Source organism: Streptomyces mangrovisoli (genome assembly GCF_000974985.2).
GTDB classification, from domain to species: domain Bacteria; phylum Actinomycetota; class Actinomycetes; order Streptomycetales; family Streptomycetaceae; genus Streptomyces; species Streptomyces mangrovisoli.
Map to the genome: position 1 here is coordinate 1 of NZ_LAVA02000073.1, position 26,105 is coordinate 26,105.

General features: G+C 73.0%; 22 protein-coding genes. 15 read left to right on the forward strand and 7 right to left on the reverse strand.

The genetic code is table 11. The features are described 5' to 3' along the window. The 7 genes from WN71_RS27450 to WN71_RS27480 form a co-directional block, all read left to right on the forward strand. Nucleotides 1-670 (forward strand): response regulator (locus tag WN71_RS27450; RefSeq protein ID WP_071369887.1); only part of this gene is annotated, 670 nt, incomplete at its 5' end. A 177-nt stretch (nucleotides 671-847) separates the two neighbouring features. Continuing rightward, nucleotides 848-3,595 carry a DNA translocase FtsK gene (locus WN71_RS27455; RefSeq protein ID WP_420856533.1) on the forward strand — a complete coding sequence of 916 codons (2,748 nt, stop codon included), beginning with the start codon at nucleotides 848-850 and terminating at the stop codon, nucleotides 3,593-3,595. Between the two features lie 305 nt (nucleotides 3,596-3,900). Continuing rightward, nucleotides 3,901-4,746, forward strand: a complete 846-nt coding sequence (locus WN71_RS27460) for a helix-turn-helix domain-containing protein (protein WP_046591587.1) — start codon at nucleotides 3,901-3,903, stop codon at nucleotides 4,744-4,746. A 117-nt stretch (nucleotides 4,747-4,863) separates the two neighbouring features. After that, entirely contained in the window at nucleotides 4,864-6,351 is a 1,488-nt protein-coding gene (gene rimO, locus WN71_RS27465; protein ID WP_079178151.1) for a 30S ribosomal protein S12 methylthiotransferase RimO, read from the forward strand. Beyond that, nucleotides 6,348-7,133 (forward strand): CDP-diacylglycerol--glycerol-3-phosphate 3-phosphatidyltransferase, encoded by a 786-nt coding sequence (pgsA, locus tag WN71_RS27470; RefSeq protein WP_046591589.1) that lies wholly within the window; start codon nucleotides 6,348-6,350, stop codon nucleotides 7,131-7,133. Before rimO ends, pgsA begins: the two co-directional genes overlap by 4 nt. Continuing rightward, on the forward strand, nucleotides 7,130-7,675 hold the full coding sequence (locus WN71_RS27475) for a CinA family protein (protein ID WP_046591590.1): 546 nt from the start codon (nucleotides 7,130-7,132) through the stop codon (nucleotides 7,673-7,675). The genes pgsA and WN71_RS27475 overlap by 4 nt, the downstream gene beginning before the upstream one ends. Nucleotides 7,676-7,784: 109 nt before the next feature. Then, on the forward strand, nucleotides 7,785-8,165 hold the full coding sequence (locus tag WN71_RS27480) for a helix-turn-helix domain-containing protein (protein WP_046591591.1): 381 nt from the start codon (nucleotides 7,785-7,787) through the stop codon (nucleotides 8,163-8,165). Between the two features lie 776 nt (nucleotides 8,166-8,941). On the opposite strand, the gene WN71_RS27485 is transcribed toward WN71_RS27480, so the two are convergent. The 3 genes from WN71_RS27485 to WN71_RS27495 form a co-directional block, all read right to left on the reverse strand. Then, complete coding sequence (locus tag WN71_RS27485) at nucleotides 8,942-9,706, reverse strand: SDR family NAD(P)-dependent oxidoreductase (RefSeq protein WP_046591592.1); 765 nt, start codon at nucleotides 9,704-9,706, stop codon at nucleotides 8,942-8,944. Nucleotides 9,707-9,738: 32 nt separating this feature from the next. After that, the gene (locus tag WN71_RS27490; protein WP_046591593.1) at nucleotides 9,739-10,590 is read right to left on the reverse strand and encodes an Fpg/Nei family DNA glycosylase; all 852 of its coding nucleotides are present in this window, start codon (nucleotides 10,588-10,590) and stop codon (nucleotides 9,739-9,741) included. Nucleotides 10,591-10,668: 78 nt separating this feature from the next. Further along, nucleotides 10,669-15,789 (reverse strand): ATP-dependent helicase, encoded by a 5,121-nt coding sequence (locus WN71_RS27495; RefSeq protein WP_046591594.1) that lies wholly within the window; start codon nucleotides 15,787-15,789, stop codon nucleotides 10,669-10,671. Between the two features lie 117 nt (nucleotides 15,790-15,906). Between WN71_RS27495 and WN71_RS27500 the strand changes: the two genes are divergently transcribed. From WN71_RS27500 to WN71_RS27510, 3 genes are read left to right on the forward strand one after another with little or no spacing between them, the layout of a single operon-like run. Further along, nucleotides 15,907-16,872: an AraC family transcriptional regulator gene (locus tag WN71_RS27500; protein ID WP_046591595.1), complete on the forward strand. Its 966-nt coding sequence runs from the start codon at nucleotides 15,907-15,909 to the stop codon at nucleotides 16,870-16,872. Then, complete coding sequence (locus WN71_RS27505; RefSeq protein ID WP_046591596.1) at nucleotides 16,773-17,576, forward strand: AzlC family ABC transporter permease; 804 nt, start codon at nucleotides 16,773-16,775, stop codon at nucleotides 17,574-17,576. The genes WN71_RS27500 and WN71_RS27505 overlap by 100 nt, the downstream gene beginning before the upstream one ends. Then, on the forward strand, nucleotides 17,573-17,881 hold the full coding sequence (locus WN71_RS27510; protein WP_046591597.1) for an AzlD domain-containing protein: 309 nt from the start codon (nucleotides 17,573-17,575) through the stop codon (nucleotides 17,879-17,881). The genes WN71_RS27505 and WN71_RS27510 overlap by 4 nt, the downstream gene beginning before the upstream one ends. A gap of 31 nt (nucleotides 17,882-17,912) precedes the next feature. Here WN71_RS27510 and WN71_RS27515 read toward each other — a convergent pair whose 3' ends face one another. After that, nucleotides 17,913-18,851, reverse strand: a complete 939-nt coding sequence (locus WN71_RS27515) for a hypothetical protein (RefSeq protein ID WP_046591598.1) — start codon at nucleotides 18,849-18,851, stop codon at nucleotides 17,913-17,915. Nucleotides 18,852-18,931: 80 nt separating this feature from the next. Between WN71_RS27515 and WN71_RS27520 the strand changes: the two genes are divergently transcribed. Both WN71_RS27520 and WN71_RS27525 read left to right on the forward strand, forming a co-directional pair. Further along, nucleotides 18,932-19,126, forward strand: a complete 195-nt coding sequence (locus WN71_RS27520) for a DUF3046 domain-containing protein (protein ID WP_046591599.1) — start codon at nucleotides 18,932-18,934, stop codon at nucleotides 19,124-19,126. Between the two features lie 60 nt (nucleotides 19,127-19,186). After that, on the forward strand, nucleotides 19,187-20,452 hold the full coding sequence (locus tag WN71_RS27525; protein WP_079178152.1) for an AI-2E family transporter: 1,266 nt from the start codon (nucleotides 19,187-19,189) through the stop codon (nucleotides 20,450-20,452). Here the strand turns inward: WN71_RS27525 and WN71_RS27530 are convergent. Beyond that, on the reverse strand, nucleotides 20,446-21,300 hold the full coding sequence (locus tag WN71_RS27530; RefSeq protein ID WP_240529786.1) for a hypothetical protein: 855 nt from the start codon (nucleotides 21,298-21,300) through the stop codon (nucleotides 20,446-20,448). The genes WN71_RS27525 and WN71_RS27530 overlap by 7 nt on opposite strands. A gap of 326 nt (nucleotides 21,301-21,626) precedes the next feature. Between WN71_RS27530 and recA the strand changes: the two genes are divergently transcribed. The 3 genes from recA (at nucleotide 21,627) to WN71_RS27545 (ending at nucleotide 24,902) form a co-directional block, all read left to right on the forward strand. After that, on the forward strand, nucleotides 21,627-22,745 hold the full coding sequence (gene recA / locus WN71_RS27535; protein WP_046591600.1) for a recombinase RecA: 1,119 nt from the start codon (nucleotides 21,627-21,629) through the stop codon (nucleotides 22,743-22,745). A 3-nt stretch (nucleotides 22,746-22,748) separates the two neighbouring features. After that, nucleotides 22,749-23,579, forward strand: coding sequence for a recombination regulator RecX (gene recX, locus WN71_RS27540; RefSeq protein ID WP_046591601.1), 831 nt, complete (start codon nucleotides 22,749-22,751; stop codon nucleotides 23,577-23,579). 360 nt (nucleotides 23,580-23,939) lie between these two features. Then, nucleotides 23,940-24,902, forward strand: a complete 963-nt coding sequence (locus tag WN71_RS27545) for a sugar ABC transporter substrate-binding protein (RefSeq protein ID WP_046591602.1) — start codon at nucleotides 23,940-23,942, stop codon at nucleotides 24,900-24,902. Between the two features lie 76 nt (nucleotides 24,903-24,978). Here the strand turns inward: WN71_RS27545 and WN71_RS27550 are convergent, their stop codons facing one another. Continuing rightward, nucleotides 24,979-25,350: a rhodanese-like domain-containing protein gene (locus WN71_RS27550; RefSeq protein ID WP_046591641.1), complete on the reverse strand. Its 372-nt coding sequence runs from the start codon at nucleotides 25,348-25,350 to the stop codon at nucleotides 24,979-24,981. Between the two features lie 134 nt (nucleotides 25,351-25,484). Then, nucleotides 25,485-26,105, reverse strand: coding sequence for a cupin domain-containing protein (locus WN71_RS27555; protein ID WP_079178153.1), 621 nt, complete (start codon nucleotides 26,103-26,105; stop codon nucleotides 25,485-25,487).

Below are 26,105 nucleotides of genomic sequence, written 5' to 3' on the forward strand. Positions count from 1 at the left end.
GGCCAAGATCCTCCTGGTCGATGACCGGCCGGAGAATCTGCTTGCGTTGGAGGCCATCCTCTCCGCGCTCGATCAGACGCTGGTGCGGGCATCGTCCGGGGAGGAAGCGCTCAAGGCACTGCTCACGGACGACTTCGCGGTCATTCTGCTGGACGTCCAGATGCCGGGCATGGACGGTTTCGAAACCGCGGCGCACATCAAGCGACGGGAGCGGACACGGGACATCCCGATCATCTTCCTCACCGCGATCAACCACGGCCCGCACCACACCTTCCGGGGTTACGCGGCGGGTGCGGTCGACTACATCTCGAAGCCGTTCGACCCGTGGGTGCTGCGCGCCAAGGTCTCCGTCTTCGTCGAGCTGTACATGAAGAACTGCCAGCTGCGGGAGCAGGCGGCGCTGCTGCGGCTCCAGTTGGAGGGCGGCGGCAGGCAGGCCGCCGGCGGCGCGAAGGAGTCGCCCGGACTGCTCGCCGAGCTGTCCGCGCGCCTCGCGGCCGTCGAGGAGCAGGCCGAGGCGCTGTCCAAGCAGCTGGACGACGACAGCGCGGACGCGGCGGCGGTCGCCACCGCGGCGCATCTGGAACGGAAGTTGACCGGCCTGCGCCGGGCGCTGGACGCCCTGGAGCCGGGCACGGGCAGCGCACCGTCCGTGTCGTCACAGGGCTGACGGCCGGGCGCCCGGCGCGCGGTGCGGCGCCGGGTGGAGGGGTGCGGGGCGTGGAATCCGCCGTCGCAAACCGGACCATGACCAGCCGTCAGCCGACCGCCCCGGTGCGGGCGACACGAACGGGTGAAGCTGTGGGCACACGTGTCCGCTGTCGTCTCCACCGGTAACCTCACACCCATGGCCTCACGTTCCTCCGCAGCCAAGAAGCAGCCCGCGAAGAAGGCGGCCGCTCCCGCGAAGGCTGCGGCGAAGAAGGCCGCGGCGAAGAAGGCACCGGCGAAGAAGGCGGCCGCGAAGAAGGCGGCCCCGCCCCCGAAGCCCGCGCCGAACCCGACCAGCGGTGTCTACCGGCTGGCGCGCGCCCTGTGGCTCGGCGTGGCGCACGCCGTGGGCGCGGTGTTCCGCGGCATAGGGAACGGCGCGAAGGGCCTCGACCCGGCCCACCGCAAGGACGGCGTCGCCCTGCTCCTGCTCGGTCTCGCGCTGATCGTCGCCGCCGGAACCTGGGCGGACCTCCAGGGGCCCGTGGGCGACCTGGTGGAGATCCTGGTGACCGGCGCGTTCGGCCGCCTCGACCTGCTCGTGCCGATACTGCTCGCCGTGATCGCCGTGCGGTTCATCCGGCACCCCGAGAAGCCGGAGGCCAACGGCCGGATCGTCATCGGGCTGTCCGCGCTCGTGATCGGCGTGCTCGGCCAGGTGCACATCGCCTGCGGCGCGCCCGCCCGCAGCGACGGGATGCAGGCCATAAGGGACGCGGGCGGCCTCATCGGCTGGGGCGCGGCGACCCCCCTGACGTACACCATGGGCGAGGTCCTCGCCGTACCGCTGCTCGTGCTGCTCACCGTCTTCGGACTGCTCGTGGTCACCGCGACGCCGGTCAACGCGATCCCGCAGCGGCTGCGGGCGCTCGGCGTGCGCCTCGGGGTCGTGCACGACCCGGTGGTGGCCGAGGGGGAGTTCCCCGACGACGACGAGCGGTACGACGAGCAGTGGCGCGAGGGGCTGCCCGAGCGTCCCCGCGGACGCCGCGGTGGCGCGGAGCCGTACGACCCCGACAGCGCCGAGCAGGAGGCCCTCTCGCGGCGCCGGGGCCGCCCCAGGCGCTCCGCGGTCCCGCAGCCCGACATGGAGCGGCAGATGGACGCGGTGGACGTCGCCGCGGCCGCCGCGGCGGCGCTCGACGGGGCCGTCCTGCACGGGATGCCCCCGTCACCGATCGTCGCCGACCTCACCCAGGGCGTACGGGTCGGGGACCGCGACCGCGAGGACACCACGCCGACGCCCGTACCGGCGGCCCGCCCCGAGCAGCCCGCCCCGGCCAAGGACATCGCGCCCGGCCGCCCCCGGCAGCAGAAGCTCCCCGTCGACTCCGTCGTGCCCGACCTCACCAAGTCGGCGCCCGAGGAGGTCCGCGACCTGCCGCCGCGCGCCGAGCAGCTCCAGCTGTCCGGCGACATCACCTACGCGCTGCCCTCGCTGGACCTGCTCACCCGGGGCGGCCCAGGCAAGGCGCGCAGCGCCGCCAACGACGTCGTCGTCGACTCCCTGCGCAAGGTCTTCGGCGAGTTCAAGGTGGACGCCGCCGTCACCGGCTTCACCCGCGGCCCGACGGTCACCCGCTACGAGGTGCAGCTCGGCCCCGCCGTGAAGGTCGAGCGGATCACCGCGCTCACCAAGAACATCGCGTACGCCGTCGCCAGCCCGGACGTGCGGATCATCAGCCCGATCCCCGGCAAGTCCGCGGTCGGCATCGAGATCCCCAACACCGACCGCGAGATGGTCAACCTCGGCGACGTGCTGCGGCTCGCCGAGTCCGCCGAGGACGACGACCCGATGCTGGTCGCCTTCGGCAAGGACGTCGAGGGCGGCTACGTCATGCACTCGCTGGCGAAGATGCCGCACATGCTGGTGGCCGGCGCGACCGGCTCCGGCAAGTCGTCCTGCATCAACTGCCTGATCACCTCGGTCATGATGCGGGCGACCCCGGAGGACGTCCGCATGGTCCTGGTCGACCCCAAGCGCGTCGAGCTGACCGCCTACGAGGGCATCCCGCACCTGATCACGCCGATCATCACCAACCCCAAGCGGGCCGCGGAGGCCCTGCAGTGGGTGGTGCGCGAGATGGACCTGCGCTACGACGACCTCGCCGCGTTCGGCTACCGGCACATCGACGACTTCAACCAGGCCATCCGCGACGGCAAGGTGAAGCTGCCCGAGGGCAGCGAACGGGAACTCAGCCCGTACCCGTATCTGCTCGTGATCGTCGACGAGCTCGCCGACCTCATGATGGTGGCCCCCCGCGACGTCGAGGACGCCATCGTGCGCATCACGCAGCTCGCGCGCGCGGCCGGCATCCACCTGGTGCTCGCGACCCAGCGCCCCTCGGTCGACGTCGTCACCGGCCTGATCAAGGCCAACGTGCCCTCCCGGCTGGCCTTCGCCACCTCCTCGCTCGCCGACTCGCGCGTGATCCTCGACCAGGCCGGCGCGGAGAAGCTCATCGGCAAGGGCGACGGGCTGTTCCTGCCGATGGGGGCGAACAAGCCGACCCGCATGCAGGGCGCCTTCGTCACCGAGGAGGAGGTCGCCGCGGTCGTCCAGCACTGCAAGGACCAGATGACCCCGGTCTTCCGGGACGACGTCGTCGTGGGCACCAAGCAGAAGAAGGAGATCGACGAGGAGATCGGCGACGACCTCGACCTGCTGTGCCAGGCCGCCGAACTGGTGGTCTCCACCCAGTTCGGCTCGACGTCCATGCTCCAGCGCAAGCTGCGCGTCGGGTTCGCGAAGGCCGGCCGTCTGATGGACCTGATGGAGTCCCGCGGCATCGTCGGACCCAGCGAGGGATCCAAGGCACGTGACGTTCTTGTGAAGGGCGACGAACTCGACGGCGTGATCGCGGTGATTCGCGGGGAAGCGTGAGACGAGGACGGCGCGCGGGAAGCGGTTGCCCGATGCGGGTGGGCCAGGATCGAACAGGACTGGTCCGCGGTCGAACGTGACTCACCCGTTAGGGATCAACGAGCAACCGTTTCCCTGCGTCGTACGTCAAGTTGAGCGAAAGGACGGATACGGGTCCCACAATGGGGTTCGGGTCCGTCCCGCCATCGGCGTGACCGGCCATTCCGATGGCGTATCAAGTCGTACCGCCCGGTTGCCTCACCCTTTCGCACCCCCCCTACACTGAACCTCCAGCACAGGCGGCTAAACGCTCGAAAGGCGCCCCCGTGTCCATCGGCAGCAACTCCCCTGAAGACGAGCGTCCGTTCGAAGACGATCGCGAGGAAGCCAGCACTTCCATCGGCCGCGCCCTGCAGCAGGCGCGCATCGCGGCCGGGCTGACCGTCGACGACGTCAGTACCGCCACCCGGGTCCGTATCGCCATCGTGCACGCCATCGAGGCGGACAACTTCGCCCCCTGCGGGGGTGACGTCTACGCCCGCGGCCACATCCGCACCCTGGCCAGGGCCGTGCACATCGCTCCGGAACCACTGCTCCAGCAGTACGACGCCGCCCACGGCGGACGTCCCGCACCCACCCCGGCCGCACCCCTCTTCGAGGCGGAGCGCATCCGCCCCGAACGGCGCGGCCCCAACTGGACGGCGGCCATGGTCGCCGCCATCGTCGCCGTCGTCGGCTTCGTCGGCTTCACCGCCGTCAAGGGCGGGGACTCCGGCAGCGACGACAAGACGCAGGTCGCCGAGGGCTCCACGCCCACGACGAGCTCGCCCGCCACGCCCACCCCCAAGATCAGCAAGTCCGCCGAGCAGACCCCGGAGCCGTCCGACAGCGCCATCGCGGCCGCGCCCCAGGACAAGGTCACCGTCCGGGTCAGCGCGGTCGACGGACGCAGCTGGATCTCCGCGAAGGACCACAACGGCCGGATGCTGTTCGACGGACTCCTCGCCAAGGGCGAGTCCAAGACCTTCCAGGACAGCTCGAAGATCAACCTGATCCTCGGCGACGCCGGCGCGATCCAGCTCTACGTCAACGGCAAGAAGATCGAGGACGACTTCCAGCCGGGCGCCGTGGAGCGCCTGACGTACACCAAGGGCGACCCCGAGGTCGGCTAGCCGAAGGCCTCGGATCCCGGTGACAGGGGGCCGGACGGGTAAGTGCGCACGGGGTTGGCCAAGATCGGCCAACCCCGTCGACGTGGGGTGTCAGCGGGACGAAGTACTCTAGAGCCCATGCCTGAACGCCGTACCGTCGCACTCGTCACTCTTGGCTGCGCCCGCAACGAGGTGGACTCGGAGGAGCTCGCAGGCCGTTTGGAGGCGGACGGCTGGCAGCTCGTCGAGGACGCCGCGGACGCAGACGTCGCCGTCGTCAACACCTGCGGCTTCGTCGACGCCGCCAAGAAGGACTCCGTCGACGCCCTCCTGGAGGCCAACGACCTCAAGGACCACGGCAGAACCCAGGCGGTGGTGGCGGTCGGCTGCATGGCCGAGCGGTACGGCAAGGAGCTCGCCGAGGCCCTGCCCGAGGCCGACGGCGTGCTCGGCTTCGACGACTACACCGACATCTCCGACCGCCTCCAGACCATCCTGAACGGCGGGATCCACGCGTCCCACACCCCCCGCGACCGGCGCAAGCTGCTGCCGATCAGCCCCGCCGAGCGTCAGGAGTCCGCCGCGGACGTCGCGCTGCCCGGCCACGGCCCCAGCGACCTGCCCGACGGCGTCGCGCCCGCCTCCGGCCCGCGCGCGCCGCTGCGCCGCCGCCTGGACGGCGCCCCGGTCGCCTCGGTGAAGCTCGCCTCCGGCTGCGACCGGCGCTGCACCTTCTGCGCCATCCCGTCCTTCCGCGGCTCCTTCATCTCGCGCCGCCCGAGCGACGTGCTCAACGAGACCCGCTGGCTGGCCGAGCAGGGTGTGAAGGAGATCATGCTGGTCTCCGAGAACAACACGTCCTACGGCAAGGACCTCGGCGACATCCGGCTGCTGGAGTCCCTGCTGCCCGAGCTCGCCGACGTCGACGGCATCGAGCGGGTCCGCGTCAGCTACCTCCAGCCGGCCGAGATGCGCCCCGGCCTGATCGACGTGCTGACCTCCACCGAGAAGGTCGTCCCCTACTTCGACCTGTCCTTCCAGCACTCCGCGCCCGACGTGCTGCGCGCGATGCGCCGCTTCGGCGACACCGACCGCTTCCTGGAACTGCTGGACACCATCCGCACCAAGGCCCCGCAGGCCGGCGTGCGCTCCAACTTCATCGTCGGCTTCCCCGGCGAGTCCGAGGCCGACCTGGCCGAGCTGGAGCGCTTCCTGACCCACGCACGCCTCGACGCCATCGGCGTCTTCGGCTACTCCGACGAGGAGGGCACCGAGGCCGCGACGTACGACACCAAGCTCGACGAGGACGTCGTCGCCGAGCGGCTCGCCCGGGTCTCCCGGCTGGCCGAGCAGCTCGTGTCGCAGCGCGCCGAGGAGCGCCTCGGCGAGAGCGTGCACGTGCTGGTGGAGTCCGTGGACGAGGAGGAGGGCGTGCGCGGCCGCGCCGCGCACCAGGCCCCCGAGACCGACGGCCAGGTCCTCCTCACGAGCGGCGCGGGTCTCGCGGTCGGACGTATGGTCGAGGCGAAGGTGGTCGGTACGGAAGGCGTCGACCTGGTGGCCGAACCGCTTCCCGGCCCGGCCGTGACCGGCTCGGCCATGATCAGTGAGGAGGCCGCCAGATGACCGGAGTTCCGGCATCCGCCGCGGGCGGCTCCTCCCCGGCCGGACAGGCGCCCGGCGACGAGGTTGCCCCGGACATGTCTGATGCCGGCTCCGCCGTCACGGCCCCCGCCGAGACCGTCGAGGCCGACGGCACGGTCGAGACCGACGGCACGAAGGCCCCGCGCGGCAAGAAGATCGCCGCCGCGGCCGTCAACCAGGCCAGCGTCTGGAACATCGCCAACCTGCTGACGATGCTCCGGCTCATCCTCGTGCCGGGGTTCGTCGCGCTGATGCTGGCCGACGGCGGATACGACCCGGCCTGGCGCGCCCTGGCCTGGGCGGCGTTCGCAATCGCCATGATCACCGACCTGTTCGACGGGCATCTGGCGCGCACCTACAACCTCGTCACCGACTTCGGGAAGATCGCCGACCCCATCGCCGACAAGGCGATCATGGGTGCGGCGCTGATCTGTCTCTCCGCGCTCGACGATCTGCCGTGGTGGGTCACGATCGTCATCCTCGGCCGGGAACTCGGCGTGACCCTCCTGCGTTTCCTGGTCATCCGCTACGGCGTGATCCCGGCGAGCCGCGGAGGCAAGCTGAAGACGCTCACCCAGGGCGTCGCCGTCGGGATGTACGTGCTGCCGCTGACGGGATGGCTGGCGACCCTGAGGTTCTGGGTGATGGGTGTGGCGGTCGTCCTCACCGTGGTCACCGGCCTCGACTATGTGAGACAGGCCATTGTCCTGCGGCGTAAGGGAATCGCCGAACGAAAAGCCGCGTTGGAGGAGTCGGAAGCGTGAATTCCACGGCCACCGAAGTGGTGCGACTACTGACCGTGAACGGCGGGACCCTCGCCGTCGCGGAGTCGCTCACCGGTGGCCTGGTCGCGGCGGAGATCACCGCCGTCCCCGGGGCCTCCCAGGTCTTCCGCGGGTCGGTGACCGCCTACGCAACCGAGCTGAAGCGTGAACTGCTGGGTGTCGACGGCGACCTGCTGGCCGCCCGCGGCGCGGTGGACGCGCAGGTCGCGGCCCAGATGGCGACCGGCGTCCGGAAGGCGCTCGGCGCCGACTGGGGTCTCGCGACCACCGGAGTGGCCGGCCCCGACGCCCAGGACGGACAGCCCGTCGGGACGGTCTTCGTGGCCGTGGAGGGGCCGTCCGGCCCTGGCGGAGGTTCCGCCGGTGGCGGAAAAGTGGAGGCCCTGCGGTTGAACGGCGACCGCGCGGAAATTCGTATGGAGAGTGTACGGAGCGTGCTCGCCCTGCTTCTGGCGGAGCTGACGAGCGAACAGACCGGGAATGAGCGGGCACAGGATACGGAACGGAACGGGGGGTTTTGATGTTTGCAGCCCTGAGTGAACACGACATCGCTCCCCGCACGGCCGCGGCGCAAGGCGGTACGGTGGGGCGAGAAGGATGCGGTTACACGGTCCGAGGAGGGAGCCACCGATGATTCTGCTCCGTCGCCTGCTGGGTGACGTGCTGCGTCGGCAGCGCCAGCGCCAGGGCCGTACTCTGCGCGAAGTCTCCTCGTCCGCCCGAGTCTCACTCGGCTATCTCTCCGAGGTGGAGCGGGGGCAGAAGGAGGCATCCTCCGAGCTGCTCTCCGCCATCTGCGACGCGCTGGACGTACGGATGTCCGAGCTCATGCGAGAAGTGAGCGACGAGCTCGCCCTCGCCGAGCTGGCCCAGTCCGCTGCGGCCACCCCCAGCCAGCCAGTACCCACGCCGGTCCGTCCGATGCTGGGTTCCGTGTCGGTGACCGGCGTGCCGCCGGAGCGGGTGACCATCAAGGCGCCCGCCGAGGCCGTGGACGTCGTCGCCGCCTGACCCGCACACCATCGGCCGTCGGGCCGACGTGCATCTGTGAGGCCCCGGCCGGGGCCTCTCCGGGACTTCCCCGGGGAGGCGCGGTCGGGGTTTTTTCCTGCCCGGACGGTGTTCCCGCAGGTCCGGGCGGCCCGCGTTGCCGGAGCGGTCCCGCGCGGTCATCGTGGAGGGACGACGTGACCCGCCGGCTCCGCCGGATGCGTCCGTGTGCCGTCGGTGCGCCCTGTCCGGGCGTCCGGGCGGCGCTCTAACGTCCGGGTGGAGGTGGCGGGCCATGGCAGGGCGGACAGTGCGCAGGGCGGCCGCCCTGGGACTCGGGGCGGTGTGGTGGTGGGCCGCGCTGCGGCTCGCCCTGACCCCGCGGGCCGGCGCGCTGGAGGGCGCGGTCGTCGTCGGCGGCTGGAGCGTGAGCCTGCTGCCGGTGCACTGCGTGCCCAAGGCACGAGCGGTGGGGGCGCGGCTTCGGGGGCGGAGGCGGGGAGAGTTCGCGGGGACACCATGGGCTGGGGTCTTGGGCTCGGGTGAGGGGCCGGGCTCGGCTTCGGGGGAGCCGGGGGCTGGAGTGGGGGGCCCGGGTTCGCGGGGGCCGGTGGCCGGGGTCGAGGTCAAGGGTTCGCGGAGGCCGGTGGCCGAGATCGAGGGTTCGGGGGAGCCGGTGGCCGGGGGTGTGGGCCCGGTGTCCGCCGTCGGCCCGGACGGGCGGGGCGCCTCCCCGTCGCCGGGCGCCTCGGGTGCCACGACCGCCTCGCCGCCGTTCGCCGACCCTGCGGAACCGTCTACCACGGCATCGCCACACCCCCGTTCGGGCGAAGAATCTGACCCGTGGTGAAGCACGACGCGTCGGACGCCAGATACAGCACCGCGTGCGCCACGTCCTCCGGCTCCCCGACCCTGCCGAGCGGCGACAGACGGGCCATCGCCGCCTCCGTGCGGGTCTGCGCCGCCGCGTCGTCGCGGGTGGTCATGGGCGTACGGGTCCAGCCCGGCGCCACCGCGTTGACGCGGATGCCGTGCCCGCCCAGCTCCGTCGCCAGCGTCTTGGTGAGCTGGACCACGGCGGCCTTGGCGGCGCCGTAGCAGAGCAGCCCCGGGCCGCCGGTGTCGACGGCGCCCGAGGCCATCGTGACGATGCTGCCCGCCGTCCCCTCGGCGAGCATCCGCCGGGCGGCCTCCTGGCAGGCGTACAGCACGCCCTTGAAGTTCACGGCCAGCACGCGGTCGAGGTCCTCGTCCCGGGTCTCCAGGACCGTGCTGCGATGCATGATCCCGGCCACCGCGGCCAGCGCGTCGAGCCGCTCGCAGGACGCCATGGCCTGCCGCAGCCGGTCGCGGTCGGTGACGTCGAGCCGGTGGACGCGGGCCGCGCCGCCCCGCTTCTCGACCAGGGCGGCGGTCTCGTCCAGCCCGGCCGCGTCCCGGTCCGCGCAGTGCACGCTCGCCCCCGCCTCCGCGAGCAGCAGCGCGCAGGCCCGGCCGATACCGCCGGCGGCGCCGGTGACGAATGCGGTGCGTCCGGTGAGGTCGTACGCCGAGACGGGCATGCAAGGACCGTACGAGCAGATCTGACGGGTCGTCAATTGGTCGTACGGTGCCGGGTCGGCGCCGCCCGGCCCGCGCGCGGTGCGCCGGGGGCCGGGGCCGGACCCGCCTGGCAGCGCGGACACCAGTAGGTGGGGCGCTCCCGTGAGCCGTCGCCCTGGTCGGCCTTGCGGACCGACGTGCCGCACCGCAGGCAGGGGCGCGGCGCGCGGCCGTAGACGAAGAGGTCCTGGCCGCGCAGGCCCGTGGTGCCGCGCACCGGGCGTTCGCGGTTGGCCTCCAGCAGCCGCTGGGCGAGGACGGGCAGCACCTCGGCGCGGTCGGCGGGCAGGGCGCCCACCGGGAGCCAGGGCGTCACGCCGAGCAGGAAGCAGATCTCGCTCTTGTACACGTTGCCGACACCGGCCAGGTTGCGCTGGTCGAGCAGGGCCTCGCCGAGCGGCCGGGACGGGTCCCGCAGGAGGTTGGCGAGGGCTGTGCCCGGGTCCCAGTCGGGGCCCAGCAGATCGGGGCCCAGATGTCCGACGACTCGGCTCTCCTCGGCCGTGCGGATCAGCTCCAGCACGGGCAGGCGGTAGCCGACGGCCGTGCGGTCGGTGGTGCCGAGGATCGCGCGGATCTGGTGCGCCGGGCCGCCGCTCCAGCGCTGCCCGTTCGCGAACACCTTCCAGGCGCCCTCCATCCGCAGATGCGAGTGGAGGGTCAGCCCGCCCTCGAGACGGGTCAGCAGATGCTTGCCGCGCGGGGTGACGTCCAGCACACCACGGCCCGTGAGGTCGGCGGTGGCGAACCGGGGCACTCGCAGGTCGCCGCGGGTCAGCACATGGCCCGCGAGCGCGTCGTGCAGCCGTCTCGCGGCCTGCCAGACCGTGTCACCTTCGGGCATGGGTCCAGGGTGACACGACGGTGACCGGAGCCGGGGCGGCCGGAGCGACCGGGGCGGGCGGGGCCGGGGTGAGCGGGGTCATGCCCGCAGGCGCAGGCCGCGCGGGGTGGCGATGAAGCCCGCTCCTTCCAGGAGGGTGCCGAAGGGCGAGGTCAGCGCGGAGGCGCCGTTGACCCGTTCCACGGTGACCGTGCCGAGCGTGCCCGCGCGGGCCGCGGCCGCGAGCGCCTCGGCGGCCGGGCGCAGCCGCGGGTCCTCGTAGGGAGCGGTGTCCGGGGCGGCGGGCCAGGCCAGCAGGGTCTTGCCGCCGCGCTCCATGTAGAGCGTCAGCTCGCCGTCGACGAGCACGACGAGCGAGCCCGCCTTGCGGCCCGGCTTGTGCCCGGCACCGGTCGGCGGCTCGGGCCAGGGCAGCGCGGCGCCGTACGCGTTCGCCGGGTCGGCCGCGGCGAGTATGACCGCCGGGGGTCCCGCGGGGGTCGTACGGCGGTTCGGCAGTCCGTGGCCGGGGGCGAATCCGCGGCCGCCGCCGTCACCGCTGCCGTTCCTGTTGAAGCCGGCTGTCCCGGACCCGTGGTGGTCGCGCGGGGAGACGTACTCGTCGCGGGCCCTGCGGCCCCGGGGGCCGCCTCGCCCGGCGGGATCGCCGAAGCCGGACGGGTCGCCCCAGGGGGAGGGGCCGGGGAATCCGGAGGGGCCGTCGGAGGCGGTGCCGTCGCCAAAGCCGTCGGACCGTCCGGGACCGTCGATCGGTCCGGAGCCGTCGATCGCCCGGGGTCCGTCGATCGTCCCGGGCCCGTCGGAGTCGCCGAACCCGCCGAAGGCTCCGGAGCCGTCGAACCCGCCGAGGTCGCCCGCCGCTCCGAAGTCGCCGAGCGGGCCGAGGCCGCCGAGGTCGCCGGGGAAGCGTGGGGAGGCGCCGGGCACGGCGTCCACGGGGGCCGGCGGGGACTCGCCGCGCTCGCGGGCGTTGGCCACCGCACGTACGCGGTCCACCGCGCCGTCCATCGCGAACTGCGCCGCGCCGAGCCCCTCGACCACATAGCCCCGGCGGGCCTGGCCGCTCTCCTCGAAGGCCGCCAGGATCCGGTACACCGCCGAGAAGCCGCCCTCCACGCCCTCCGCGGCGACCGCCCCGCGGGTGACCACGCCGTGCCGGTCGAGCAGGGTGCGGGCCAGGGCGTGCGCCCGCACCGTGGCGTCCGGCTCCGGTTCGGGGAGCAGCGCCCAGCGGCCCGCGACGGTCGGCGGGCCGGTCCGGGAGGCGGTGCGGGCGGCCGCGGTCAGGGAGCCGTAACGGCCGCGCGGGACCGTGCGTCTGGCGCGGTGCGCCGTGGAGCCCGCGGTGCGGCCGGAGCCCAGCAGGGAGCGCATCGGCGCCAGGGTGTCGTTGGTGAGCCGCCCGGACCAGGCCAGGTCCCATACGGCGTCGGCCAGTTGGGGGTCGGTGGCGTCCGGGTGGGTGGTGGCGCGGATCTGGTCGGCGATCTGTCGGAAGAACAGGCCGTACCCGCCGGAGAGGGCCTCGAGGACGGACCGGTGGAGCGGGGTGAGCTCCAACGGGTGTGGGGCGGGCAGCAACAGCGGTGCCGCGTCCGCCAGATAGAGCGAGACCCAGCCGTCCTTGCCGGGCAGCGAGCCCGCTCCGGCCCACACCACCTCGCCCGCCGAGGTCAGTTCGTCGAGCAGGGACGGCGCGTAGCCGGTGACCCGGGACGGCAGGACGAGCTTCTCCAGGGCGGAGGCGGGAACGGAGGCGCCCTGCAACTGCTCGATCGCGCGCACCAGTCCGTCGATCCCGCGCAGCCCGTGACCCTTGCCGATGTGCTGCCACTGGGGCAGGAACTGGGCGAGGGCCGCAGGCGGCACCGGTTCCAGTTCGTGCCGCAGGGCGGCCAGCGAGCGGCGGCGCAGCCGGCGCAGCACCGCCGCGTCGCACCACTCCTGTCCGATGCCCGCCGGGTGGAACTCGCCCTGCACGACACGGCCGCCCGCGGCGAGCCGATGCAACGCGCCGTCCGTGACGGCCACCCCCAGACCGAAGCGGGCCGCGGCGGTGGCGGAGGTGAACGGGCCGTGGGTGCGCGCGTAGCGCGCGAGAAGATCGCCGAGCGGGTCCTTGACGGGCTCGGTGAAGGCCTCGGGCACCCCCACCGGCAGTGCGGTGCCGAGGGCGTCGCGCAGCCGGCCCGCGTCCTCGATCGCCGCCCAGTGCTCGGCGCCCGCGATGCGCACCAGGATCGCCCGGCGCGCCCCGGCCAGCTCCCGGGCCCAGCCCGCCTCGGCGCCGCGCTCGGCGAGTTCGGCGTCGGTGAGCGGTCCGAGCAGGCGCAGCAGGTCGGCGACGCCCTCGGCGTCCTTCACCCGCCGGTCCTCGGTGCGCCACTGGAGTTCCCGCTCCAGCTCGGTGAGCACCTCGGCGTCGAGCAGCTCGCGCAGTTCGGCCTGGCCCAGCAGTTCGGCCAGCAGCCGCGAGTCCAGCGACAGGGCCGCGGCGCGCCGCTCGGCGAGCGGTGAGTCGCCCTCGTACAGGAACTGGGCGACGTACCCGAACAGCAGGGAGCGCGCGAACGGCGACGGCTCGGGCGTGGTGACCTCGACGAGGCGCACCTTGCGGGACTCGATGTCGCCCATCAGCTCGACGAGTCCGGGCACGTCGAAGACGTCCTGGAGGCACTCGCGGACCGCTTCGAGGACGATCGGGAAGGATCCGTACTCGCTTGCCACCTCGAGCAGTTGCGCCGCGCGCTGCCGCTGCTGCCACAGCGGGGTGCGGCGGCCGGGGCTGCGGCGCGGCAGCAGCAGCGCGCGGGCGGCGCACTCGCGGAACCGGGAGGCGAACAGCGCCGAGCCGCCGACCTGGTCGGTGACGATCTGATCGACCTCGCCCTTGTCGAAGGAGACGTCGCCCGCCCCGACCGGGGCCTGGTCGGCGTCGTACTCGGTGCCCGCGCGCGCGGGTTCCTGGTCGAGCAGGTCCAGGCCCATCAGGTCGGCGTCCGGCAGGCGCAGGACGATGCCGTCGTCGGCGTGCATGACCTGGGCGTCCATGCCGTAGCGCTCGGAGAGGCGGGCACCCAGGGCGAGCGCCCACGGCGCGTGCACCTGCGCGCCGAACGGCGAGTGCACCACCACCCGCCAGTCGCCCAGCTCGTCGCGGAAGCGCTCCACGACGATCGTCCGGTCGTCCGGCACGTGCCCGCAGGCCTCGCGCTGCTCGTCCAGATACGCCAGCACGTTGTCCGAGGCCCAGGCGTCCAGGCCCGCGGCCACCAGCCGCAGCCGGGCGTCCTCCTTGGAGAGGGAGCCGACCTCGCGCAGGAACGCGCCCACCGCGCGGCCCAGTTCGAGCGGCCGGCCCAGCTGGTCGCCCTTCCAGAACGGCAGCCGGCCCGGCACGCCCGGGGCGGGCGAGACGAGTACGCGGTCACGGGTGATGTCCTCGATGCGCCACGAACTCGTGCCGAGCGTGAAGACGTCGCCGACGCGGGACTCGTAGACCATCTCCTCGTCGAGCTCGCCGACCCGGCCGCCGCCCTTCTTGGGGTCGGAACCGGCGAGGAACACCCCGAACAGGCCGCGGTCGGGGATGGTGCCGCCGGAGGTGACCGCGAGGCGCTGCGCCCCCGGGCGGCCGGTGATCGTGCCGGCGACGCGGTCCCACACCACGCGCGGACGCAGCTCGGCGAACGCGTCCGAGGGGTAGCGGCCCGCGAGCATGTCCAGGACCGCCGTGAACGCGGACTCCGGCAGCGAGGCGAAGGGCGCGGCGCGGCGGACCAGGGCGAGCAGGTCGTCGACCTGCCAGGTGTCCAGCGCCGTCATCGCCACGAGCTGCTGCGCGAGGACGTCCAGGGGGTTCGCGGGGACCCGCAGGGACTCGATGGAGCCGGTGCGCATCCGCTCGGTGACCACCGCCGACTGCACGAGATCGCCCCGGTACTTGGGGAAGACCACGCCCGTGGAGACCGCGCCGACCTGGTGCCCGGCGCGGCCGACGCGCTGGAGCCCGGAGGCCACCGACGGCGGCGACTCCACCTGGATCACGAGGTCCACCGCGCCCATGTCGATGCCCAGTTCCAGGCTGGAGGTGGCGACCACCGCGGGCAGCCGGCCCGCCTTGAGGTCCTCCTCGACGAGCGCGCGCTGCTCCTTGGAGACCGAGCCGTGGTGCGCCCGGGCGATGACCGGGGGCGCGCCCATCGCCGCGCCGGATCCGCCCATCAGCTCGGCCGGGGAGTGGTGCTCGTCGAGGGGTTCGCCGGTCGCCCGCTCGTAGGCGATCTCGTTGAGCCGGTTGCACAGGCGCTCCGCGAGGCGCCGGGAGTTGGCGAACACGATCGTCGAGCGGTGCGCCTGCACAAGGTCGGCGATGCGCTCCTCGACATGCGGCCAGATCGACGGCCGCTCGGCCCCCTCGGAGCCGTCGGCGACGGGGGAGCCGCCCAGCTCGCCGAGGTCCTCCACGGGCACCACGACGGAGAGATCGAACTCCTTGCCCGACTCCGGCTGGACGATCTCCACCTTGCGGCGCGGGGACAGGAAGCGGGCCACCTCGTCGACCGGGCGGACCGTCGCGGACAGGCCGATGCGGCGGGCCGGGCGCGGCAGCAGCTCGTCCAGCCGCTCCAGGGTGAGCGCGAGGTGCGCCCCGCGCTTGGTGCCGGCGACCGCGTGCACCTCGTCCAGGATCACCGTCTCCACGCCCGCGAGCGCGTCGCGGGTGGCCGAGGTCAGCATCAGGAACAGGGACTCGGGGGTGGTGATCAGGATGTCCGGCGGCCGGGTGGCCAGCGCCCGGCGCTCGGCGGGCGGGGTGTCGCCGGAGCGGATGCCGACCTTCACCTCGGGCTCGGGCAGGCCGAGGCGCACGGACTCCTGGCGGATGCCGGTCAGCGGGCTGCGCAGATTGCGCTCCACGTCCACGGCGAGGGCCTTCAGCGGCGACACGTACAGCACCCGGCAGCGCTTCTTCGGGTCCGCCGGGGGCGGTGTCGAGGCGAGCTGGTCGAGCGCGGCCAGGAAGGCGGCCAGCGTCTTGCCGGAACCGGTCGGGGCCACCACCAGCACGTCCGACCCCGCGCCGATGGCCTGCCACGCGCCCGCCTGCGCCGCGGTGGGCGCGGAGAAGGCCCCCGTGAACCAGCCGCGGGTCGCGGGGGAGAAGCCGTCGAGGGCCCGGTGGGCTGAGCTGACCATGCGTCCATCCTGCACCCGCCCACTGACAAAGTCGCTGACCTGCACGAATGCTGACAAACGCCCCATCGGGGCGGTCCGGGCGGGGAGCGGGCGGGTCCATGGGCGGACAATGAGCACATGGCGGGCACCGGCGGGGAACGAGCACGGCACTGGCAGTACGACGATCTGCCCGGTGTCGACCTGCTGCGCGCCCGCTACATCCGCAAGACCTTCGTCCGCCACACCCACGAGAACTTCGTGATCGCCGCCATCGCGGGCGGCGTCGAGGTCTTCCACCACCACGGCGCCGACGTCTCCGCCGGACCGGGAACGCTCGCGCTGGTCAACCCCGACACCGTCCACACCGGCCGGGCGGGCGTCCCCGAGGGCTGGCGCTACGGGGCCGTCTACCCCTCGCCCGACGTGGTCGCCGAGATCGCCGCCGAGACCACGGCGATCCGCGGCACGCCCGGCTTCGTCAGCCCGGTACTCGACGACCCGTACGCCGTCGACCTCGTCCACCAGGTCCTGCGGGCCGCCGACGAGGGCAACGCGCTGGCCGCCGACACCCTGCTGCGGGTCGCCGTGACCCGGCTGCTCCGGCTGAACGGCGGACCGCTGCCCCAGCGGGAGGTGCGCACCGCCGGGGCCAGGACCGCGGCCCGCGCGCGAGCCGTGCTGGAGGACCGCATGGCCGACCCGCCGACCCTGGAGAAGCTGGCCGCCCGGTTCGGGACCAGTCCCTTCGCCCTGCTGCGGGCCTTCCGGGACGTCTACGGGATGCCGCCGCACACCTGGCTGACCGACGCCCGCGTGCGCCGGGCCCGCCGGCTCCTGGACACCGGCATGGCACCCGCCGAGGCCGCCGTCGCCGTCGGCTTCACCGACCAGCCCCACCTCAACCGGCACTTCGCCCGTATCGTGGGCGTCCCGCCCGGCGCCTACCAGCGCGAGCGCAAGAACGTACAAGACACGCCGCCCGGCCTTCTCGTACCGTCCGGGGCGTGGCAGAACAGATCGTCTACGAAGACATACGCGCCGACGGCGGAGAGAAACCCGATTCCGCCGTCGTCCGGGACGCCCTGGGGGTCGGGGTCGCCGTAGGGCTGTCCGGGTTCGCCTTCGGGGTGACCGCGGCCGGTGGCGGCCTCACCCTGTGGCAGACCTGCGCGCTCAGCCTCCTGGTGTTCACCGGCGCCTCCCAGTTCGCCCTGGTGGGCGCGCTCGCCGCCGGGGGCAACCCGTACACCGCCGCCGCGGGCGCCTTCTTCCTGGGCGTACGCAACGCCTTCTACGGCCTTCGCCTGTCCCAGCTGCTGGCCCTCCCGCGCGCGGTACGGCCCCTCGCCGCCCAGTGGGTCATCGACGAGACGACGGCCGTCTCGCTCGCCCAGCCGACCCGGCGCAGCGCGCGCATCGGCTTCACCGTCACCGGGCTCACCCTGTACGTGCTGTGGAACCTCACCACCGTCCTCGGCGCGCTCGGCGCCCGCGCCATCGGCGACACGGACGCCTGGGGCCTCGACGCGGCCGGACCCGCCGTCTTCCTGGCGCTGCTCGCCCCCATGCTCAAGACCACCACCGAGCGCGCGACGGCCGCCCTCGCCGTCCTGCTGGGCCTCGGCCTGCTGCCGCTGCTGCCGTCCGGCGTCCCGGTCCTGGTGGCCGCCCTGGCGGCGCCCGCGGTGCTGTGGCTCCAGGGACGCGGCAAGGGCCCGGAGGCGACCGGGCGCGGCGTCGGCCCCGAGAAGTCCGCCGCCCCCGCCGGAGCCACCGCCCCCGCCCACCCGTCGGAGGACGACCGATGAACTTCTGGATCGCCATCGCCCTCACCGCCGTCGGCTGCTACGCCGTGAAGCTCGCCGGGCTGCTCGTGCCCGCGGGCGTGCTCGAACGCCCCCTGGTCAAGCGGCTCGCCGCCCTGCTGCCCGTCGCCCTCCTGGCCGCGCTCACGGCCCAGCAGACCTTCGCCGACGGGCACGCGCTCGCGCTCGACGCGCGGGCCGCGGGCCTCGGCGCGGCCGCCGTGGCGCTGCTGCTCCGCGCCCCGTTCCTGCTCGTCGTCGCCGCGGCCGTGCTCGTGACGGCCGGCGTGCGCGCCATGAGCGGCTGAACGTCCCGATCGGCGGCGACCGGCCGCCCGTTCAGCCGACGGAGCGGCCGTACGCCCGCAAGGTGCGCAGCGCCTCGATCGTCACCATGGGGCGCGCCTCCAGAGCGACCACCGGTGCCCACTGGCGCCAGCGGATCGGCCAGCCGCCGTCCTCCCGCTGCTCGTCCGCGAGGTGGTCCAGCGCCCGCTCCATCTCCTCGTCGGTGAACCACGCGCGCGCGAGGGAGTGCGGCGTCCGCGCGAAGTCGTACGGGAAGTGGTGCTCGCCCGGCGCGTACCCGGGGGCCACCGGATACTCCTCCAGCCGGTCCGGGGCCAGCGCGACCAGCCGGTGCTCGCGCACCAGGCGGCCCAGCCGGTCGGCCGTCGCCTCCGCGCGCGGGCGGTCGGGCGCCGCGTCCAGAAAGGCGACCGCGGCCTCGATCTCGTACGGATGCGACTCGCGCAGGGAGTCGACGGCCCGCCAGCAGAACTCGGTCGCGCGGAACAGCCACGCGTGCCACACCTCGTTGCGGTGCAGCAGCCCCACCACGGGCCCGGTCGTCAGCAGTTCGCTGGGCGGATCGTCCACGACGGGGACGAACGGCGCCGCCGGGTAGCCCCGCTGGCTCGGATGGACCGCCGGCAGCGCCCCGTCCGGCGTGGACACGGAGGTCAGGTAGCGGCACACCCGCTCCACCCGCTGACCGGCGCAGCGCCCGATGCCGTCCAGGACGCGCAGGGCGTGCGCGGTGTGCAGCGGCTGGCTGACCGGGCCGCGCAGATCCGGCTCCAGGGCGTGGCCGTAGCCGCCGTCCTCGTTGCGGTACGCGTCCAGCGCCGTCTCCACCGGGTCGGGGTCGGCGTGCAGGAAGTGATGGGCGAAGAGGCGCTGCTCCAGTACGCGCGCGGTGAGCCAGACGAACTGCTCGGCACGGAAGAGGGCGGAGTGCGCCGGGGGCGGCGGAGGTGCGGCTCCTGTTTCGGACATGCGTCAGACCGTAGGGCGCGCGGCGGCCCCCGCAAGGGGCCACGGGCCGGGGCCACTCTCAGGAGCGGGATACTGGGGTCATGCGGTTGACGGTCTTCTGGGAACGGATGGCGGAGCACTTCGGGGCGGGTTACGCCGAGATGTTCGCGCGCGATCACGTGATGTCCGAACTCGGCGGGCGGACGGTGGTCGAGGCGCTGGCCGACGGCTGGGACGCGAAGGACGTGTGGCGCGTCGTCTGCTCGGTCATGAACGTTCCGCGCGAGCGGCACTGAGTCCGCGCGAAGACCGGGGGCAGCGGTACCGCTGTCACTGCCGTGGGCGAGACTTGGTCCGTGGCACCCACTGACGAGACCGGGCAGGTCCCCGCGCACCCATCGCCGTTCGGCACGACGCCGCCCGCCGGGCCCCCGGCCGCGGACACCGCCGCGCGGGGCGCGGGGATGCCGCGCTGGCTGCCCCGCGCCATGGTGCTCGCGCTCGCCCTCGTCGCCGCCTTCCAGCTGGGCAGCTGGGCCTTCCACCAGCTGACCGGGCTGCTGATCAACATCCTGATCGCGTTCTTCCTGGCCCTCGCCATGGAGCCCGCGGTGGCCCGGATGTCCGCCCGGGGGATGCGGCGCGGGCTCGCCACCTTCCTGGTCTTCCTCGGCCTCGTGATCGTCGTCGCCGGTTTCATCACCCTGCTCGGCTCGATGCTGGCCGGGCAGATCATCAAGCTGGTCGAGGGCTTCCCCGACTACCTCGACTCGCTGATCCACTGGGTCAACTCGACCTTCCACACCAAACTCAGACGGGTCGACATCCAGGAGGGGCTGCTCCGCTCCGACTGGCTGAAGAAGTACGCGCAGAACAGCGCCGCCGGCGTGCTGGACGTCTCCACCCAGGTGCTCGGCGGCCTGTTCCAGCTGCTGACGATCGGCCTGTTCTCCTTCTACTTCGCCGCCGACGGGCCCCGGCTGCGCCGGGCGCTGTGCTCCGTGCTGCCGCCCGCCCGGCAGGCCGAAGTGCTGCGCGCGTGGCAGATCGCCATCGACAAGACCGGCGGCTACCTGTACTCGCGCGGCCTGATGGCCCTCATCTCCGGGATAGCCCACTACATCCTGTTCCAGGCGCTGGGCATCCCCTACGCGCCGGTGCTCGGCGTCTGGGTGGGCTTCGTCTCCCAGTTCATCCCCACCATCGGCACCTATCTCGCGGGCGCCCTGCCGATGCTGATCGCGTTCACGGTCAACCCCTGGTACGCGCTGTGGGTGCTGATCTTCGTCGTGATCTACCAGCAGTTCGAGAACTACGTGCTCCAGCCCAAGCTCACCTCGAAGACCGTCGACATCCATCCCGCGGTCGCCTTCGGCTCGGTCGTCGCGGGCACCGCCCTGCTGGGCGCCGTGGGCGCGCTCATCTCGATCCCCGCCGTAGCCACGCTCCAGGCGTTCCTGGGGGCGTACGTGAAGCGCTACGACGTCGAGGACGACCCCCGGGTCGAGGGCCACCCGGGGGGCACCTCCGGGCCCGGCCCGTTCGCCCGCCTGCGACAGCGGTTCACGGGCGGCGACGGCGAGGGACGGGGGCACGGGCAGGGCCAGGGCGGGCGTCAGTAGGCGACGACCGCCCACACGCCGGCCGCGACCACCGCCACCGCGTAACAGCCCACCGCCGCCGTCACGACACGCATCCGCGTGCGCTCGCTCCAGGACGTGCGGGACAGCAGCCAGGCCAGCACGGGCAGGACCAGGACCGCGTGCAGGCTCACCCCGTGCAGCGGTTTGAGCGGGGCCGTCGACGCGTAGGCGGCCTGCTGGTGACCGGTCCGGACGAGGAACACCCCGCGCGCGATCATCGCCGCCCCCGAGACCAGCGCCACGAGCAGGATCGCGAACCCCGAACGCACCGCGCGTGCCATCCCCACGGGACCCGTGGGCCGTTGCCGGAACGACGCCACGGCGAACAGGGTGAGCACGACCACGAGGACGGCCCCGCCCACCGCGAGCGCCATGGAGACCACCGTGTCGAACGGCGTCTCCATGTCGAGGTGCGAGGGCACCCGGCGCCACGCCTGGAGGGTGATGCCGCCGACCTCCAGGACGCAGTCGGCGGCGAGGACCAGCAGCAGCGCGGCGCGCGGCCGCGGGCGCACCCGTACGTACGAGGTGACCCAGCACACCGCGATCAGGGTCACGCCGAACGACAACCCGAACGTGACCGGCTTGCGCCAGGAGACCGGCCCGAACCAGGGACCGCCGTCGACGGCGAAGACCACCAGGTGCGCGAGCCCCGAGAGGATCAGCACCGCACCGGTCGCGACAGCGGCCCGCTCGACGGGACGGAGCCCGGTCCACCACGGGGGGACGGCAGGCCGCGGCGAGGGCAGGGACGGAGAGGGCACGGACGGCGAAGGCGCGGAGGGCGAGGGCGCAGGCGGCGCGGACAGGGGTGGCTGCTCTTCCATCCGCCCAGAGTGCCGGGCACGCCCCGCGCGGTCGTCGTCCGGCCGGAGTGACCCGGCGTACGCCGAGGGGAGTAACGCAGACCCCCGGCCCCTCACCCGGCCGCGAACGTAGGCTCGGACATGCCGAGTGGTGAGCTTGACACGAAAATCGAACATCCATTCTTATAGGGGAACCGGTGAGGCTCTCGTCGGGTGCTTTGCCCCGTTTCGTATGGAGTGGTACCCGAGTTATCCACAGGCCGGACCGGCGTCGGGGCGCGTTGTCAGTGGCAGGCGTTAGCGTCTTTGACGTGAAGCGATCGACTCAAGCAAACCGGGTGGAACCCATGGCAGGAACCGACCGCGAGAAGGCGCTCGACGCCGCGCTCGCACAGATTGAACGGCAGTTCGGCAAGGGCGCGGTGATGCGCCTGGGCGAGCGCCCGAACGAGCCCATCGAGGTCATCCCCACCGGGTCGACCGCACTCGACGTCGCCCTGGGCGTCGGCGGTCTGCCGCGTGGCCGCGTGGTGGAGGTGTACGGCCCGGAGTCCTCCGGCAAGACGACCCTGACCCTGCACGCCGTGGCGAACGCGCAGAAGGCCGGCGGCCAGGTCGCCTTCGTCGACGCGGAGCACGCACTCGACCCCGAGTACGCGAAGAAGCTCGGCGTCGACATCGACAACCTGATCCTGTCCCAGCCGGACAACGGCGAGCAGGCGCTGGAGATCGTGGACATGCTGGTCCGCTCCGGTGCGCTCGACCTCATCGTCATCGACTCGGTCGCCGCGCTCGTCCCGCGCGCGGAGATCGAGGGTGAGATGGGCGACAGTCACGTGGGTCTTCAGGCCCGTCTGATGAGCCAGGCCCTGCGGAAGATCACCAGCGCGCTCAACCAGTCGAAGACCACCGCGATCTTCATCAACCAGCTCCGCGAGAAGATCGGCGTGATGTTCGGCTCCCCGGAGACCACGACCGGTGGCCGGGCGCTGAAGTTCTACGCCTCGGTGCGTATCGACATCCGCCGTATCGAGACCCTGAAGGACGGCACCGAGGCGGTCGGCAACCGCACCCGCTGCAAGGTCGTCAAGAACAAGGTCGCGCCGCCCTTCAAGCAGGCCGAGTTCGACATCCTCTACGGCCAGGGCATCAGCCGTGAGGGCGGCCTGATCGACATGGGCGTGGAGCACGGCTTCGTCCGCAAGGCCGGCGCCTGGTACACGTACGAGGGCGACCAGCTCGGCCAGGGCAAGGAGAACGCGCGCAACTTCCTCAAGGACAACCCCGACCTGGCCAACGAGATCGAGAAGAAGATCAAGGAGAAGCTGGGCGTCGGCGTGCGTCCGGAGGAGCCCAGCGCGGAGCCGGGCGCCGACGCGGCGGTCGCCACCCCCGCCGACGACGCGAAGACGGTCCCCGCCCCGGCTGCCAAGGCCAGCAAGGCCAAGGCCCCGGCCGCCAAGTAACCCGTGACGCGACGAACCGAGTGGCCCGAGTACGTCCCCGCCGCCGCCCGCGGCCGGGGCGACGCAGGGGGCACGGGCCCCACCGGGGAGGACGGTCCGTACGGGGCCGGGCCGGGCGGAACCGGTGCTTCGTACGGCGGGGAGCCGGACCGGAGTGACGACCAGTACGGCGCCCGGCCGGACCGCGCGGGCGAGGGGCCCGGCGAGTCCGGGAGCGAGGGCTTCGCGGGCGGAGGCCGGCGTCGGGGCCGGGGCCGCCGGGGTCTCGGCGGACCGGCCGGTGAGAACGGCGGTTCTTCCTCCTCGTCGAGGGCCGAGAAGGAGGAACCCCCGGCGGACCCGGTCGAGCGGGCGCGGGCGATCTGTCTGCGTCTGCTGACCGGGACCCCGCGCACCCGCAAGCAACTGGCCGACGCCCTGCGCAAGCGGGAGATCCCGGACGAGGCGGCCGAGGAGGTGCTGTCGCGGTTCGAGGAGGTCGGGCTGATCGACGACGGCGCGTACGCGGACGCCTGGGTGGAGTCCCGGCACCACGGCCGGGGCCTGGCGCGGCGGGCGCTCGCCCAGGAACTGCGGACCAAGGGCGTCGACTCCGCCCTGATCGACGAGGCCGTCGGCCGGCTCGACTCCGACCAGGAGGAGGAGACGGCCCGCGAACTCGTCGCCCGCAAGCTGCGTGCCACCCGCGGCCTCGACCGCGACAAGCGCATGAGGCGCCTCGCGGGGATGCTGGCCCGCAAGGGCTATGCGGAGGGCATGGCCCTGCGCGTGGTCCGGCAGGCGCTGGCGGACGAGGGTGAGGAGACGGACTTCCTGGATGAGGGGGGTCACTGATCGCGAGGGCAAGGCTCTCGGATCGCGAGCGTGAGTCTGTCCGAGCGCGAGGCGGAGCCTCCCCGGGTGTGACGGCACGGGTCTCCGAGCGGGATGGCACGGGTCTCCGAGGCTGATGGCGGGTCGTGTCCGAGCGTGATGGCGCGGGTCTCTGACCGGTATCTGGCAGTACGTCAGGTGCCGATCAGAGACCCGCGCTTCTGTGTGGGGAGCGCTGCGCGGGGCGGCAGTGTCCGGTGGTGCCCCAGGGTCACCCGTTGCGCACGCTTAGTGTGCGTGACGGGGAGGGTGCACGGGTTTGGGGCGGCGGTAGCTTCGCCCGGTCCGTCGCGTACCAGTACGTCTGAAAGGCGCCCCGCCATGCCCTCGACCGCCTGCCGCCGAAGAATCGTGCTCGTCCCGCTGCTCGGCTCGTCCCTGTTGCTGAGCGGCTGTGGTCTGACGGACAGCACCGCGGACAGCTCCGGCAGCGGGCACCTCACGATCGGGTTCGTGAACGGGGGCAGCACCGAGTTCCACACCTGCCTCCAGAAGTCCATGGAGGAGACCGCCTCCAGCAATCTGGTGAGTCTCGTCACCGCCAACTCGCACCAGGACGCGGACGACGAACTGTCCAACATCCAGGACATGATCGACCGCCGGGTGAGCGCGATCATCCTCCAGACCGTCGACACCCAGGCGCTCAAGAAGGACATCGCCGAGGCCAAGGCCGCGCACATCCCGCTCTTCCTGACCTCGGTCAGCGCGGATCCGTCCGACATCCTCGGCGCGGTCGTCGTCGACCTCAAGCAGGTCGGCAAGCTGGACGCGCAGTGGATCAACGACGACGCCGGCGGCGCGACCGTCGAGGCGGGTGTCATCGCGGGTGCCCCGGGTGCCGCCTCCGACCTGCTGGTCGGCGGATTCACCAAGGCGCTGGAGGCCAATGTCCACGTGGTCGCCAACAAGCCCGGCATGTTCGACGCGGCCAAGGCGAAGGCGGTCGCCGCGAGCATGATCGCGGCGCACCCAAGCCTCGAATACGTGTTCGTGGCCAACGAGGAGATGGCGTTCGCGGCGCGCAAGGCGTTCGTGGCGGCGGGCGCCCCCGGCGTGAAGATAGTGAGCGTCAACGGCACCGACGCGGCGCTGGCCGCCCTCAAGGACGGCCGGTTCGCGGCCACCGTCTCCAACTCGGCCGCCGACACCGGTCAGTTGGCGATCGAGAACACCATCGCCCTGCTGCGCAAGCAGAAGGGCGCGCACAAGATCGCCAACACGCCCATCCGCCTGGTCACCAAGGCCAACGCGGACACGGCTCCGATGTACTGCCCCACGGAGTGAACCCCGCCGCCCCCGCGCACGATGGGCGGCCGGCCCGCGGGAGAGCGACGGGCCGGCCGCCCACCCCGGCCTCCGGCTACGGCGTCACCGGCAACCCGGCCGCCCGCCATGCCTGGAAGCCGCCGACGAGATCCGTCGCCCGGCGCAGCCCGAGCTGGTGCAGGGAGGCCGCTGCGAGGCTGGAGGCGTAACCCTCGTTGCAGATCACCACGATGCGCAGGTCGTGGCCGGTGGCCTCCGGGACGCGATGACTGCCCCGGGGGTCGAGCCGCCACTCCAGTTCGTTGCGCTCGACGACGAGCGCGCCGGGGATCAGTCCGTCCCGCTCGCGCAGGGCGGCGTAGCGGATGTCCACGAGCAGCGCCTCGCCCGCCTGGGCCGCGCGGAAGGCGTCGTGCGCCTCGACGCGGGCGTAGCGCACCCGAACCCGTTCGAGCAACTCGTCGATACCGGGCGGCTCTTCGGTCCGCGGCGGTTCTTCGGTCCGCGGCGGTTCTCCGACGCCGGACGCTTCCCCGGTGCCGGGTCCCTGCCCGATGCCCCGCGATTCCTTGGCGGCGGTCGGTTCGTGGCCGGTGGCGCTCACTGCCAGTCCTCCGGGCGCTCGACGTGCTCCAGGCGCAGCACCGGGCCGGTGCGGCTGTAGCGGCGGATCTGCGGCAGCGGCGGAAAGTAGGCGTGCACGGAGATCGCGTGCGTGTCCGCGGATACGTTGAGGACCTCGTGGACGTGGTGGCGGCCGAAGGCGCGGCCCGTGCCGGCCGGCAGGCGTCGCTGCCGGTCCACGCCGTCGTCGAGTTCCAGGGTCTTCCAGCCGTCGGCGGGCAGTCGCGCGGCCAGCGAGTTCTCCTTGAGCTCACCGGCCGCGGTGACGAAGGCGCCGACGGACTCGGCGTGGTCGTGCCAGCCCGTTCCGGTGCCGGGCGGCCAGCCGATCAGCCATGCCTCACTGCCTTTGGGGCCGTCGAGCCGTACCCAGGTGCGGCCCTCGGGGTCGAGCGGGAGCGAGGCGATCAGCGCGGCGTCCGCGGCGGTGCGCCGCGCGAAGTCGAGCAGGTCGGCCTGGGTGGGCGCCGAGGCGGGCACCGCGGACGAGGCGGCAGCCGGGGACACGGGGGCCGCCGGGGAGGCGGAAGCCGCTGGAGCCGGAGGCAGGGAGGAAGGGGAGGCAGACACGTGCACCGTCCTGATGAGCGTTCGCAT